This window comes from Arthrobacter sp. KBS0703 (genome assembly GCF_002008315.2).
Classification (GTDB): Bacteria; Actinomycetota; Actinomycetes; order Actinomycetales; family Micrococcaceae; genus Arthrobacter.
Genome location: NZ_MVDG02000001.1, coordinates 3378531 through 3391224, shown reverse-complemented (window position 1 = coordinate 3391224; position 12694 = coordinate 3378531). Strand labels below are relative to the sequence as shown.

Here is a 12694-nt window from a genome sequence, read left to right as displayed (position 1 = left end):
GTGTCTGACGAGTTCCGCAAGAACCTGATGGGCCCCGAGCCCACGCTCCTGCCTGCCGAGACCGAGGTCTCCGCGCAGCTGGACGCGGGCCAGGAAGCACTGGACCTCGTGGCCAAACACCCCACGTCGTCGCAGTTGTGGGCCGTGCTCGCCAAGGAAGCGTGGGCGGAGGGGCGCACCATTGAGGCCTACGCCTACGCGCGGGTGGGCTACCACCGCGGCCTTGACTCGCTGCGCCGCAACGGCTGGCGCGGAGTGGGTCCCATTCCGTGGGAGCACGAGCCCAACCGCGGCTTCCTGCGGGCGCTGTACTGGCTCGGAAGCGCGTCTGCGGCCATCGGTGAGACTGAGGAAACGGAACGCATCGAGAAGTTCCTGAACGACTCGGATCCGGCGGCCAAGGCCGCCATCCAGGGCGAAAACCTCAACTGAACCAAAAACGACGTCGGCCCCTCACCTGCTGGTGAGGGGCCGACGTCGTTGTGTCCGGTGGTTCAGAAACCTAGCTGGCGGCCTTGGCCAGGCCCGTGCGGGCCATCGCGTCGGCGTATACCACGTGCATTTCATCGAGGTACTGCTGCTGCCGCGCGGGCGTTCCCGCGAAGGCGCGGCCGCTGAGGGAGCGGACCTTGTAGGTCTTCAGGCCGCGGCGCCAAAGTAGCGGGACCTCGGTCTTAAGCAGCAGGCCCGCGAGCCGGTTGGCCTCCGTGCCGTGGGCGACGATCACCGAGGCACGCGGCACCAGGGCCAGGAACTTCAGCAGCGGCTTCAGGCCGGCGGAGATCTGGTCAGGGGTGAACTTGCCGTTCGGTTCGCCGGCGGTGTGCCACGGGTGCACGTTCCAGGGCATGATGAACTCCGGCCGGAGGCCGAGCTTCCACTGCACACCGAGCATGCGGGTGGCGGCGTCGTCGTCGCCCGGGGTGATGAAGCCCGACGGGGAGGCGGTGCCGATGTTGGAGTAGAGGCTGATGATGCGGCATTCGTCGACGTCGTGCATGGGGTCGACATAAGGAACCTGGGTGCCCGGCTTGGTGCCCTGCAGGGCGTCGCACAATTCATTAACAGCGGCGACATTGGGTTCGTAACGGCGGCTCAGGAGTTGTTCACGGAAAGATTCAGTAGCCAAGGCTGTCATGTAAGTGCTGTGTCTCCTGCGGGGATCGGTCACGCTGCCGTACCGGAAACGGGCGCGCCAAGTCCGGGTCGGTTTGAAAATGTGGTGTGGATCGATTCCTGGTCGATCCTTATCAGTTTAGCAAGCCCCGCAAAATGTACCGCTCACTGCACCGCTTGCCTCCCGGCGAAACAGGCGCCGCAGCGGACGGCCAAAGCAAGACATCCGCTGGCCATCGGCTAAACTTGGGTGGTAAGAGCCCCGGAACTCTTGCGTCTTTGCCCATCGGCCGATGCCGAGAGTGAGGTCGCTGACATTCGGGGCATTCTCATGAACGGCGCTGCCTTCCGGCCAGCCACCGGGGTGCAACTCCCCGGTGAATGTAACGGAAGTCGGCCCGAACGAATGGGGGAGGATCCCATGCCAGCAATCGTGATCGTCGGAGCCCAATGGGGCGACGAAGGCAAAGGTAAGGCCACTGACCTGCTCGGCGGCCGCGTCGACTACGTCGTGAAGCCGAACGGCGGCAACAACGCCGGACACACCGTCGTCGTGGGCGGTGAGAAGTATGAGCTTAAGCTCCTTCCTGCCGGCATCCTGAGCCCGAACGCAGTTCCGATCATCGGCAACGGCTGTGTGGTGAACCTTGAGGCCCTGTTCCAGGAGATCGACGGCCTGGAAGCCCGCGGCGCGGACACCTCCAAGCTGCGCATCTCCGCGAACGCCCACCTCGTGGCGCCCTACCACCAGGTGCTGGACAAGGTCACGGAGCGTTTCCTTGGCAGCCGTGCCATCGGCACCACCGGCCGCGGCATCGGCCCCGCGTACATGGACAAGGTGGCCCGCCTCGGCATCCGAGTGCAGGACGTCTTTGACGAATCCATCCTGCGCCAGAAGGTGGAAGGCTCGCTGCGCCAGAAGAACGAGCTCCTGGTCAAGGTCTACAACCGCCGCGGCATCCTTGTGGACGAGATCGTCGACTATTTCCTCTCCTTCGCGGAACGGCTGCGCCCGCTGGTCATCGACAGCACGCTGGTGCTGAACACCGCCCTGGATGAGGGCAAGGTGGTGCTCATGGAGGGCGGCCAGGCCACGTTCCTGGACGTGGACCACGGCACGTACCCGTTCGTGACGTCCTCCAACCCGACCGCCGGCGGCGCCTCCGTGGGCTCCGGCATCGGCCCCACCCGCATCTCGCGCTCCATCGGCATCATCAAGGCCTACACCACGCGTGTGGGCGCCGGCCCGTTCCCCACCGAACTCTTCGATGAGATGGGCATCTACCTGCAGAAGACCGGCGGTGAGTTCGGCGTCAACACCGGCCGGCCGCGTCGCTGCGGCTGGTACGACGCCGTCCTGGCCCGCCACGCTTCCCGCGTCAACGGCTTCACGGACTACTTCGTCACCAAGCTGGACGTCCTCACGGGCATCGAGCAGATCCCGGTGTGCGTCGCGTACGACGTCGACGGCGTCCGGCACGACGAAATGCCCATGACCCAGACCGAGTTCCACCACGCCAAGCCCATCTTCGAGTACTTCGAGGGCTGGACCGAGGACATCACCGGAGCCCGCACGCTGGCCGATCTGCCCGAGAACGCCCGCAACTACGTCCTGGCCCTCGAGAAGCTCTCCGGCACGCGGTTCTCGGCGATCGGCGTGGGCCCGGACCGGGACCAGACCATCGTTGTCAACGATCTGATCAACGACTGACGCTCCCGGCCACATCCTCGGCGGTTCCGACGGCGGCGGGTCACCTCTCGGAGGCGGCCCGCCGCGGTCGTTGCCGGCAACGGGCGGAGTGTCGGTCCCCGGCTGTCGGCGCTCTGCCCTAAGCTCACTCAGGTGGGAAATCTCAGCATCGATGACAGTGAATGCCTGACTGTGGTTCCGGTGCTGGACGGCCAGACGCGCATCGACGAACTGCTGATGGACCTGGGTGATGTGCGCAGCGTGCACGCACTGGTCCAGATGCTGCCCGAGGCCGGCGTTGACGGCGTTCCCGGCGGGCAGCTGCGCCTGTTCTGACCTTCCACGGGCACCCCTAGTTGCCGTGGGCGACCCTAGCCGCCGCGGGCCCCTGACGTGACCTTGACTCCCTGTGAGCGGGGCCTCCGCCGCGGCACGCCACCCCGTCCTAAGGGGACTTCCGCCGAAAAGGAATTCCGGCGGACGCGTAACCTCAGGCCCCGGCGGTTCGATTACCTCTGTGTAAGCGCCGGGCCGGTGGTTGTCCCCATCAGCCTCCAGCCCGGCCTTCAACCAACCAAAGGATGTTTTTTTCTTATGAAGAGTGTTAGCAAGACCACCAGGATTGCTGTCGGAGCCGCCATCATCGCTGTCGGAGGATTCTCGGGCATCGGACTGGCCCACGCGGCCCAGGTCTCCGGCTCACAGCATGCAGAGGTGACCCCAGCTACGCCCGCCGTCCCCGCTACCCCCGAGCTCCCGGCTGTGCCCGCCGTTCCGGCTTCCCCCTCCGTCAAGACCCCTGCGGTCAAGGCCCCTGCGGTCAAGGGCGCCGAGGTTTCCGGCAAGGCCAAGGTCTCGGCCGAGCACGGCTCCGCCGCCGCCAAGGTTGACGCGGCCGCCGGTGTTCCGGCTGTTCCCGCCACGCCCGCTGTTCCGGCAGTCCCCGCCACGCCTGCGGTTCCGGGTGTCGCCGGCGTTCCGGCCACCCAGAGACAGGGCTGTGCCGGCCACGCCGGCAGTTCCCGCCGTTCCGGGTAGCGCGCGCGTCCCGGCTGTGCCGGCAACCCCGGCCGTCCCGGCTGTACCGGCAACCCCGGCTGCGCCGGCTGTTCCGTCTGCAGACCTGCCCAAGCTCGGCAAGTAGGCACGGACTTTCCCGAATAGGGCCACAAGGTGTGCGGCGGCTAGGCTTACTACCGCCGCACACTCGCCGTAAGGGAAGGACAGCTCCTTGGCAGTTCAGCTGACCGATGACGAATTGGCAGCCGCGTTGGCTGGCGATCCTTCAGGTTTCAGCGCCGTCTACAGCATTATTTCCCCTGCCGTGCTCGGTTATTTCCGGGCCCGCGGCGTTGACGACGCCGAAGCCCTCACACAGGACGTCTTCGTTGATGTCCTGCCCAAACTCGTTGGCGTCAAAGGCGGTCACTCGGGCCTGCGGACCTTCATTTTCTCGGTGGCCCATGCCCGGCTCGTCGACCACCGGCGCCGGTACGCCAGAGCACCCCAGCTGACCGAATACGATCCCCTGGCTGACGAACGGTATTCCAGCTCCGCCGAAGACGAGGTCCTCGGCTCGCTGGGCGGTATGTCCTCCACCCTGGCCATGCTCAACGACGAGCAGCGTGAAGTCCTGGTACTGCGGATCGTCGCGGACCTCTCCGTCGAACAGGTGGCCGGCATCATGAACAAGACCCCGGGCGCGATCAAGCAGCTCCAGCGCCGCGGACTAATAGCCCTGCGCGAACTCGTTAAGGAAAAGGACTACACACCATCATGAGTGTCTCGCCCACAGGCCGGGAAGAAGGGGATATCCAGGCGATCCTCCAGGATTCCGGGTTCGAAGAGGACACGGACCTACGCAGGTCGCTGGAAGATTTGCGCGCGTTCGCCCTGGACGGCCCCCCTGAACCGCGCGCGGACCTCCAGGCCCTGCTGACCCCCGGCGTTACGCTCCTGGACGTCCGCCGCCGCAACCGGAAACGCCGGATGGGCGTCGTAGTCGGCGCCGCTGTGGTCGGGGCCATGGGCCTTGGCGCCGGCGCCGTTGCTGCCTCCGGCGAGGACTTCCGCCTCAGCGTCAGCCATGCCGTGGTGAAGATCCTCGAGCCGGCCAGCCAAGCCCCCGCGGCGACCACGGATGCGCCGGCTTCGGCTCCTGACGCATCGGTCCCGCCCGGGGCGCCATCAGCGGCCGTGACGCCGTCTCCCTCGGCAACACCGTCAGGATCAGCCGCGGCGGTAAAGTCTGCCCGTCCTCAAGCGGCTGCATCTGCGAGGCCGGCGTCTGCCAGGCCGACGCCCGGCAATGCGGCGTCTGCTCCCGGTGGAAAACAGGCCCAAACTCCGGTGGCGCCGCTGCGGCCGACGCCCGTGCCGGCAACTGCCCGCGGCGCCCGGTCCGGCACATCTAGATGTGTATAAGAGACAGGTCCGGCACAGCCCGGCGCCGGTTCGAGGCCCCTGCACAGCCTGCTTCCGCTGCTCCCAACTCTTCCGGGGAGCGTCCCGGGCCCCGTGCCAGGGAAGCCCTGAACCCCTGATTCCGGCTCGGGAAACGGGGCAGGAAAAAGTTTCAACGTTTTTTCGAAGTGGCGTAACCTCCGGGCCGGTCCCGACGATTACGTAGGTGAAAGGCCGGGCTGGAATGTGTCCCCCATCAGGTTCCAGCCCGGCACTTCCTTTCTTGCCTCCGGCGGTTTCAGCTGCCGTTGAGGCCCGCCATCCGCCGAGGGCCCGCGTGAGCGGTACGGCTACGCCAGCACCTGCCGCTTCGAGGAGATCACGCCGGTGTCGAAGCCGGCCAGGTGAAGGCCGCCGTGGAAGCGTGCATGCTCGATCTTGACGCAGCGGTCCATGACGACGTCGAGACCGGCGGCTTCCGCTTCCTTCGCCACGTCCTCATGCCACGAACCCAGCTGCAGCCACAGCGTCCTGGCGCCGGCAGCGATGGCTTCGCCCAGGACGCCCGGCAGGTCGTCGTGCTTGCGGAAGACGTCCACGATGTCCGGGCTCTCCGGCAGGTCCGCCAGCGAGGCGTACGTCGGCTGGCCCAGGATTTCCTTCACCACCGGGTTCACGAAGTACACCTTGTAGCGCGTGGACGACTGCAGGTACGTGGCCACAAAGTAGCTGGCCCGGGACGGCTTGTCGGAGGCGCCCACGATCGCAATGGACTTCGCCTGCCGGAGCAGGTTCAGGCGCTCCGGAGCTGTGGGGCCTTCCCAGGTGCGGTCCGTCGTGCTCATGCCCGTGCTCCAATCGTGCAGGTGTCGGCTTCGGTGGTTGCCTCGCCGCTGGGCGAGCCTGCCGAAACCAGGGTCTCTGCAGTCTCGACCACCGGTGCCGACGCCGCGTCCAGGGCCTGGTCCAGGTCCCACAGGATGTCGTCGATGTCCTCGAGGCCCACCGAGATGCGGACCAGGTCCTCCGGGACACCTGCAGACTCGAGCTGCACGGGACTGAGCTGCTGGTGCGTGGTGGAGCCGGGGTGGATCACCAGGGTCCGGGAGTCGCCTACGTTGGCCAGGTGCGAGGCGAGCTGCAGGGACTCGATGAACTTCTGTCCCGCCGCACGGCCGCCCTTCACCCCGAAGGAGAACACCGAGCCGGGACCCAGCGGCAAATACTTCTGCGCCCGCTCAAAGTGCGGGTGGGACGGCAGCCCGGAGAAATTCACGTAGGCCACGCGCTCATCCGCCTCGAGCCACTCAGCGACGGCCTTGGCGTTCTTCAGGTGCTCGTCCAGGCGCTGCGGGAGGGTTTCCACCCCCTGCAGCAGCTGGAAGGCAGACAGCGGCGAAAGGGCCGGCCCGATGTCGCGCAACTGCTCGCAGCGCAGCTTGGTGAGGAAGCCGTACTCGCCGAAGTTGCCCCACCAGGAGACGTTGCCGTAGGAGGCCACCGGCTCGGTCATGGTGGGGAACTTGCCGTTGCCCCAGTTGAACCGGCCGCTCTCCACGATCACGCCGCCCAGCGTTGTGCCGTGTCCGCCCAGGAACTTGGTGGCGGAATGGATCACGATGTCCGCGCCGTGTTCGATCGGCCGCACGAGGTACGGCGTGCTCAAGGTGGCGTCCACGACCAGGGGGATGCCGGCGTCGTGCGCCACCTTCGCCAGGCCCTCAAGGTCCTGGACCTCCGACGACGGGTTGGCCACCACCTCGACGAAGATCGCCTTGGTGTTCTCCCGGACGGCGGCCGCGTAGTCGGCGGGGTCGGTGCCGGGAACGAACGTGGTGTCGACGCCGAAGCGGCGCAGGGTGACATCCAGTTGGGTGACGGTTCCGCCGTAGAGCTGGGAGGCAGCCACGATGTGGTCGCCGGCCTGGGTGAGCGCGGCGAAGGTGATGAATTCCGCGGCCATGCCCGACGACGTTGCGACCGCGCCGATGCCGCCCTCAAGCGAGGCGATGCGTTCCTCGAACGCCGCCACGGTGGGGTTGCCGATGCGCGAGTAGATGTTGCCGTACTTCTGCAGGGCGAAGAGGTTGGCGGCGTCCTGGGTGTCCTTGAACACGAAAGACGTGGTCTGGTAGATGGGCACCGCGCGGGCGCCGTGCTCGGCGTCGGGGGTGCCGCCGGCGTGCAGGGCGCGGGTGCGGAAACCGAACTTGCGGTCGGCCATCAGACAGCCACCGACTCAGCGGCTGCGGCAACCGGCGTCCCGGACAGGTCCAGCTCCGTGCCGTTCTTGCGGGCCAGGTCCGCCTCGAGTTCACGGACGATCGGCAGGATGTCCTGGCCGAACGCGGCGACTTCCTCCTGGAAGTGCAGGTAGCCGGTGAGGAACAGGTTCACGCCGATCTTCTTGAACTCCACGATCCGCTCCGCGATCTGTTCCGGCGTGCCGATGAGCTGCGTCTTGAAGCCGTCGTTGTACTGCACCAGGTCCTCGAAGCTCGAGTCGGCCCACATGCCCTTGCCGTCCTTCGTGGACGCCCCGGCTTCCTGCACGGCGTCGCGGAAGCCCTGGACTGCGGGCTTGTGCGCCTTCTCCACGATCTCGCGGAGGGTGTCGCGGGCCTCTTTTGCGGAGTCGCGCGCGATCACGAAGCCATTGAGGCCGAAACGGGGTGCGGCAAGCCGTCCCTCAGTGCCGCGCTGTGACTCGCCGGACGCTGCCACCACGCCTGCGATGTTCTCCTTGAAGCCCTCCAGGTCCTTGCCGTTGGAGAAGTACCAGTCAGCCACGCGGCCGGCGGTGGCCTGGGCCGCGGTGGAGTTGCCGCCGAAGAAGATCTCCGGGTGCGCGCGGCCGGGAACGTCCACGGGCGCCGGGTTCAGCGTGAAGTCCGTGATGTTGTAGTACTTGCCGGACTGGCTGTATTCCTGCTCGGTCCAGAGGCCCCGCAGGACCCTGATGAACTCCTCCGTGCGGACGTAGCGTTCGTCGTGCTCCAGCCATTCGAGGCCGAAGCTGGTGAACTCGTTCTTGAGCCAGCCGGAGACGATGTTGACGGCGGCCCGGCCGTTGGAGATGTGGTCCGCGGTGATGATGTACTTGGCCAGCACGCCGGGGTGCCACATGCCGGGGTGGACGGCGGAGATGACCTTGAGGCGCTCGGTGGCCGCCAGGAGGGCGAGGCTGAAGGACGTGGCCTCGTGCTGCTTGTCGGCACCGTAGGAGGCGGCGTAGCGGGTCTGCGTCAGGGCGTATTCGAAGCCGGAGTCCTCGGCGATCCGGGCCAGCTTCTTGTTGTAGTCGAAGTCCCAGCCGGTGCGCTGTTCGATGGTGGAGACCACCAGGCCGCCGGAAACATTGGGGACCCAGTAGGCGAACTTGAGCGGCTCGGAAAGACGGGCAACGTTGCTGATGTCGTTCATGGTTATTCCTTTACTTCTGTCCGTTGGGGGGAGAGGCCGGGACGGCTGCGGCATAGTCGCGCAGCGCGTCCTGGATTCCGGCGATCGCCGGTTCGTTCTGGAGCGACGTGGTGTCGCCGAGGGCGGTTCCCTCGAAAAGCTGGGTGAGCAGCCGGCGCATGATCTTGCCGCTGCGGGTCTTTGGCACATCGGGGACGACGACGACGTCCCGCGGCTTCGCGATCGGCCCGATCGCCGTCGCGACGTGGTTGCGGAGCTCGGAGGCCACCTCGCAGGTAACCCCTCCCTTCAGCACAACAAACGCCACGATCGCGTGGCCGGTCTTGGGGTCCGCCACCGGACAGACGCCGGCCTCCACCACTGAGGGGTGGGAGACGAGGGCCGACTCGATCTCGATGGTGGAGAGCAGGTGCCCGGAGACGTTGAGGGTGTCATCCACCCGCCCGAGGATCCAGATGTCGCCGTCGGCGTCGTACTTGGCGCCGTCGCCGGCCAGGAACCAGCCCTGCTCCGCGTACTTGCGCCAGTACGAATCGAAGTAGCGCTGCGGGTTGCCCCAGACGGTGCGCGCGATGGCAGGCCCGGGTCTGTCCACCACAATGAAGCCCTGCACGCCCGGCGGAACCGTTTTGCCGGCGTCGTCCACGATCCGGGTGCTGACGCCGGGCAGCGGGCGGGCCGCGCAGCCTGGCTTGAACTCGGTGTCCGTCGGGGCGGGGGAGAGGATGGTGGCGCCGGTCTCGGACTGCCACCACGTGTCCACCACGGGTGCGGTGCCGGCGCCGACGTTCTGCCGTAGCCACCGCCAGGCTTCCGGGTTGACGGCTTCGCCCACGGTGCCGAGCATCCGGATGGAGGAGAGGTCGTAGGTGTCGGGGACGCCGTCGGGGAACCAGCCCATGAGCGAGCGGACCAGGGTGGGCGCTGTGTAGTACTGCGTGACGCCGTAGCGCTCGATGATCTCGAAATGCCGGCCCGGGTGCGGCGTGTTGGGCGTACCTTCGAAGATCACCTGGGTGGCGCCGTTGGAGAGCGGCCCGTAGATCTCGTAGGTGTGGGCGGTGACCCAGGCGAGGTCAGCGGTGCACCAGTGCACGTCCCGGTCGCGGAGCGCTGGGTCCGGGTTGCTGAACAGGTGTTCGAAGCTCCAGGAGGCCTGCGTCAGGTAGCCGCCGGAGGTGTGCACCAGGCCTTTCGGCTTCCCGGTGGTCCCGGAGGTGTACATGATGAACAGGGGAGTTTCGGCGTCGAACGCCTCGGGTTCGTGGACGTCGGAGGCCTGCCCGACGGCGTCATGCCACCACACGTCTCGGCCTGGGGTGATCGGGACGGTCGCCAGCTGCTCCGACGCAGTGGTTCGGTTGACCACCAGGACGTGCTGGATCTCGTTGTCGCCGGAGACGGCGGCGTCGGCGTTGTCCTTAACGGGAACCGCGACGCCGCGGCGGAACTGGCCGTCCGTGGTGACCAGGAGCTTGGCCCGGGTGTCCTCCACCCGGAACTTGAGGGCTTCGGCCGAGAACCCGCCGAAGACGAGTGAATGGATGGCGCCGATGCGGGCCACGGCAAGGGTGATGATCACGGTTTCGGGGATGACCGGAAGATAGATGACCACGCGGTCGCCCTTGGTGATGCCCAGATCCAGGAGGGCGTTGGCGGCCTTGGACACTTCCCGCTGCAGTTCGGCGTAGGTGATGGCGCGGCGGTCACCGGGCTCACCTTCGAAGTGCAGGGCCACTTTCTCGCCGCGGCCGGCCGCAACATGGCGGTCCACGCAATTGTAGGCAACGTTGAGTTTGCCGCCCTCGAACCAGGTGATGTCCGGGCCGGTGCCGGCCTCAAGGTCCGCCGGCACCCGCCGGTGGGCAGTGTGCCAGGGTTTGCCGCCGTTCGCGCCGGCGTTCTCCGGTGCGGTTTCCCAGGCGAGCCGGAGTGCCTGTGTCTCCCAGAAGGCGACAGTGTCTTCCAACGACGTGTCTTCCAGGGACACGTCTTCCAGGGGCGCGTCCTCCGGGGAGGACGCGCTGGGGTTGGTGCTGCTGTGACGCGCCGGCCCGTCCGAGGAAGCGCCGTGCACTGCGCCGTCCATGGGCTCGGTCGAGGACCATCCCGAAGAGCCGCGAGGGGAGCCGGGCGCGTCACGCAGCCCTGCTTCGATCGCCGTCGCGTTCGAAGTGGTTTGTGGGTGTTCTGCTGCCTGATTTTCCAAGGTGGAAATCCGGGCAAGCGAGGGCAGGGCAGAAGAAATCTCAGGTGTCATTGCGGTACTCCATCGGTCCTGGCAGTAGCACCCTCGTGTTGCCCCTCAAAAGGAGAAACAGTTCCGTGGGAATGGTCGTCTCACGTCACCGGGGTTGCTGCGGCTTCATCGATCCAGGTCTCTCGGCCGCTCGGGATGGTCACTATCCACTAAAACCGAGGCGAACCATTACACATAATTCCAGCCTTATTCCTGCGTAATATTCGTTCACGGCTGCACAGGCCGCTTCAACTTCGTTCATTTCTTCGGCAATCATGTCCAATGGCCGCAGGAGTAGGCTTGATCCATGGCCCACGTTAACGATCGAGCAGTCATTGAACGCCTCATGCGAACCAAGGGGACGTGGGCAATCGTCGGCCTCAGCACCAACGAGTGGCGCTCTGCCTACGACGTCGCCCTGTATGTCCGGGACCGCATGGGCATGGAGATCATCCCGGTGAACCTCCCCGGCGACGACGTCCACGGCGAGAAGGGATACCGTTCCCTGGCCGAGATCCCGGCGGAGAAGCACCCCATCGACGTCGTGGACTGCTTTGTTAATTCGCAGAAGGTGGGCTCCGTGATTGACCAGGCCATCGCGGTGGGCGCCAAAGCGGTCTGGCTCCAGCTGGGAGTCTTCGACGACGCCGCGGTGGAGCGCGCGAAGGCAGCGGGTCTGGACGTCGTGGTGAACTCGTGCCCCGCCCGCGAAGGCTGGCACGTCGGCCTCTGAGCCGGCCCGTCGGTTTTTACTCAGGGCTTGAGGAACTGCGGGTAGTGGCGTTCGGTCACATCCGGATGGGCGCGCATCCTGCCCTTGAGCATGTTGAGGCCAAAGGAAGCGAGCATCGGGTTGGATGGGTCATCGGTGATCCCCCGGGCCTGCGCCTTCAGCTCCTCCGGGAGGGGCACCGGATCGATCACCGCATCCAGCCGCGGTGACCAGAAAAACGGCACGGAGTAGCGGTCCACGCCAGGTGGCGGGGCCTGCACCCGGTGGATGGTCGCTACGAGATAGCCCCCGGTTGCCACCTCCAGCATCTCGCCAAGGTTCACCACCAGAGCGCCGGGAAGCGGTTCCACGGAGGTCCACTCGCGGGCCCCCGGCGGGAGCACCTCCAGGCCGCCTACTGTGTCCTGAAGGAGCAGGGTCACGAAACCGTAATCGGCGTGCGAGCCCACGCCCTGGTCGCCGGCCGCTTCGACAACTCCGCCGACGTAGTGGACAAGCTTGCCCATCCAGGCGGGTGCGTCCCGGAAGGGTTCGTCAAAGTAGTCCTCCGGCAGTTGGAGGGAGACAGCGATGGCCCGCATCAGTTCGCCGCCCACCGTGGACATGAGCCCGGCCCAGGCCATCGCGGCCTGCTCCAGCTCCGGCAACGAATCCGGCCACATGTTGTGGCCCTGGAGGAGCCAGTATGGCTGGTCGAGGGGATAATCCAGTACGGGTTCACGGTCGGGGGAGTAGTCGATCTGCTCCCGGGCATCCGCCCTTCCCTGCGTGACCTCCGTGCCCATCCGGGTGTAGCCGCGGAAATGCGGGGAGAGCCGGTTGTCCAGCTTCATCCGCTCCTCGAGGGGCAGATCAAAGAAACGCCTGATGGTTGCCAGGAGGTCTTCTGCCTGGCCGGGCGCGGCCCCGTAGCCGATAAGTTGGAAGAAGCCGACCCGGTGCGCGGCATCGCGGAGCTGTCCAATGAAGCGCGGACTGAACTGTCCGTCGGCCTGACGCGCGGCGCCCAGGTCCAGAACAGGTATCGTCTCCTGATCCTGTGACATAGTCGCAGACTAGCACCGGCGTGGAAGGCTTTGTAGGCTCGCTG

14 protein-coding genes are annotated in these 12694 nt (G+C 66.5%); 8 read left to right on the top strand and 6 right to left on the bottom strand.

The window, feature by feature from the left end; all coding sequences use genetic code 11:
- Entirely contained in the window at positions 1-432 is a 432-nt protein-coding gene (locus B1A87_RS15720) for a DUF3151 domain-containing protein (RefSeq protein WP_078026787.1), read from the top strand.
- 70 nt (positions 433-502) lie between these two features.
- On the opposite strand, the gene B1A87_RS15715 is transcribed toward B1A87_RS15720, so the two are convergent.
- Complete coding sequence (locus B1A87_RS15715) at positions 503-1138, bottom strand: uracil-DNA glycosylase (RefSeq protein WP_078026786.1); 636 nt, start codon at positions 1136-1138, stop codon at positions 503-505.
- A gap of 399 nt (positions 1139-1537) precedes the next feature.
- Between B1A87_RS15715 and B1A87_RS15710 the strand changes: the two genes are divergently transcribed.
- The 6 genes from B1A87_RS15710 (at position 1538) to B1A87_RS24110 (ending at position 5349) form a co-directional block, all read left to right on the top strand.
- Complete coding sequence (locus tag B1A87_RS15710; RefSeq protein ID WP_078026801.1) at positions 1538-2827, top strand: adenylosuccinate synthase; 1290 nt, start codon at positions 1538-1540, stop codon at positions 2825-2827.
- A 132-nt stretch (positions 2828-2959) separates the two neighbouring features.
- Positions 2960-3142 carry a hypothetical protein gene (locus tag B1A87_RS15705; protein WP_139362685.1) on the top strand — a complete coding sequence of 61 codons (183 nt, stop codon included), beginning with the start codon at positions 2960-2962 and terminating at the stop codon, positions 3140-3142.
- Positions 3143-3400: 258 nt separating this feature from the next.
- Positions 3401-3844, top strand: a complete 444-nt coding sequence (locus B1A87_RS15700) for a hypothetical protein (protein ID WP_144275840.1) — start codon at positions 3401-3403, stop codon at positions 3842-3844.
- Positions 3845-4037: 193 nt separating this feature from the next.
- Positions 4038-4586, top strand: coding sequence for an RNA polymerase sigma factor (locus B1A87_RS15695; protein ID WP_078026784.1), 549 nt, complete (start codon positions 4038-4040; stop codon positions 4584-4586).
- Entirely contained in the window at positions 4583-5230 is a 648-nt protein-coding gene (locus tag B1A87_RS15690; protein ID WP_144275839.1) for a hypothetical protein, read from the top strand. Before B1A87_RS15695 ends, B1A87_RS15690 begins: the two co-directional genes overlap by 4 nt.
- The gene (locus B1A87_RS24110; protein ID WP_260680891.1) at positions 5221-5349 is read left to right on the top strand and encodes a hypothetical protein; all 129 of its coding nucleotides are present in this window, start codon (positions 5221-5223) and stop codon (positions 5347-5349) included. The genes B1A87_RS15690 and B1A87_RS24110 overlap by 10 nt, the downstream gene beginning before the upstream one ends.
- 210 nt (positions 5350-5559) lie before the next feature.
- Here B1A87_RS24110 and B1A87_RS15685 read toward each other — a convergent pair whose 3' ends face one another.
- The 4 genes from B1A87_RS15685 to acs are packed head-to-tail and all read right to left on the bottom strand — an operon-like array spanning position 5560 to position 10721.
- A complete protein-coding gene (locus B1A87_RS15685) occupies positions 5560-6054 on the bottom strand; it encodes a CoA-binding protein (protein ID WP_078026782.1) in 495 nt (164 codons plus the stop codon).
- Positions 6051-7433: an O-acetylhomoserine aminocarboxypropyltransferase/cysteine synthase family protein gene (locus tag B1A87_RS15680; protein ID WP_078026781.1), complete on the bottom strand. Its 1383-nt coding sequence runs from the start codon at positions 7431-7433 to the stop codon at positions 6051-6053. The genes B1A87_RS15685 and B1A87_RS15680 overlap by 4 nt, the downstream gene beginning before the upstream one ends.
- Positions 7433-8632, bottom strand: coding sequence for a dimethylsulfone monooxygenase SfnG (gene sfnG / locus B1A87_RS15675; protein ID WP_078026780.1), 1200 nt, complete (start codon positions 8630-8632; stop codon positions 7433-7435). Before sfnG ends, B1A87_RS15680 begins: the two co-directional genes overlap by 1 nt.
- 10 nt (positions 8633-8642) lie before the next feature.
- Positions 8643-10721: an acetate--CoA ligase gene (gene acs, locus B1A87_RS15670; protein WP_395940277.1), complete on the bottom strand. Its 2079-nt coding sequence runs from the start codon at positions 10719-10721 to the stop codon at positions 8643-8645.
- Positions 10722-11178: 457 nt separating this feature from the next.
- Between acs and B1A87_RS15665 the strand changes: the two genes are divergently transcribed.
- The gene (locus B1A87_RS15665; protein WP_078026779.1) at positions 11179-11604 is read left to right on the top strand and encodes a CoA-binding protein; all 426 of its coding nucleotides are present in this window, start codon (positions 11179-11181) and stop codon (positions 11602-11604) included.
- A 20-nt stretch (positions 11605-11624) separates the two neighbouring features.
- Here B1A87_RS15665 and B1A87_RS15660 read toward each other — a convergent pair whose 3' ends face one another.
- Complete coding sequence (locus tag B1A87_RS15660) at positions 11625-12650, bottom strand: isopenicillin N synthase family oxygenase (protein WP_078026778.1); 1026 nt, start codon at positions 12648-12650, stop codon at positions 11625-11627.
- Positions 12651-12694 lie beyond the last annotated feature (44 nt).

Coding starts and splice junctions, on each gene's coding strand:
- B1A87_RS15715 (WP_078026786.1), bottom strand. CDS start 1,138: ATGACAGCCTTGGCTACTGAATCTTTCCGTGAACAACTCCTGAGCCGC.
- B1A87_RS15710 (WP_078026801.1), top strand. CDS start 1,538: ATGCCAGCAATCGTGATCGTCGGAGCCCAATGGGGCGACGAAGGCAAA.
- B1A87_RS15700 (WP_144275840.1), top strand. CDS start 3,401: ATGAAGAGTGTTAGCAAGACCACCAGGATTGCTGTCGGAGCCGCCATC.
- B1A87_RS15690 (WP_144275839.1), top strand. CDS start 4,583: ATGAGTGTCTCGCCCACAGGCCGGGAAGAAGGGGATATCCAGGCGATC.
- B1A87_RS24110 (WP_260680891.1), top strand. CDS start 5,221: ATGTGTATAAGAGACAGGTCCGGCACAGCCCGGCGCCGGTTCGAGGCC.
- B1A87_RS15685 (WP_078026782.1), bottom strand. CDS start 6,054: ATGAGCACGACGGACCGCACCTGGGAAGGCCCCACAGCTCCGGAGCGC.
- B1A87_RS15680 (WP_078026781.1), bottom strand. CDS start 7,433: ATGGCCGACCGCAAGTTCGGTTTCCGCACCCGCGCCCTGCACGCCGGC.
- sfnG (WP_078026780.1), bottom strand. CDS start 8,632: ATGAACGACATCAGCAACGTTGCCCGTCTTTCCGAGCCGCTCAAGTTC.
- acs (WP_395940277.1), bottom strand. CDS start 10,721: ATGGACGGCGCAGTGCACGGCGCTTCCTCGGACGGGCCGGCGCGTCAC.
- B1A87_RS15665 (WP_078026779.1), top strand. CDS start 11,179: ATGGCCCACGTTAACGATCGAGCAGTCATTGAACGCCTCATGCGAACC.
- B1A87_RS15660 (WP_078026778.1), bottom strand. CDS start 12,650: ATGTCACAGGATCAGGAGACGATACCTGTTCTGGACCTGGGCGCCGCG.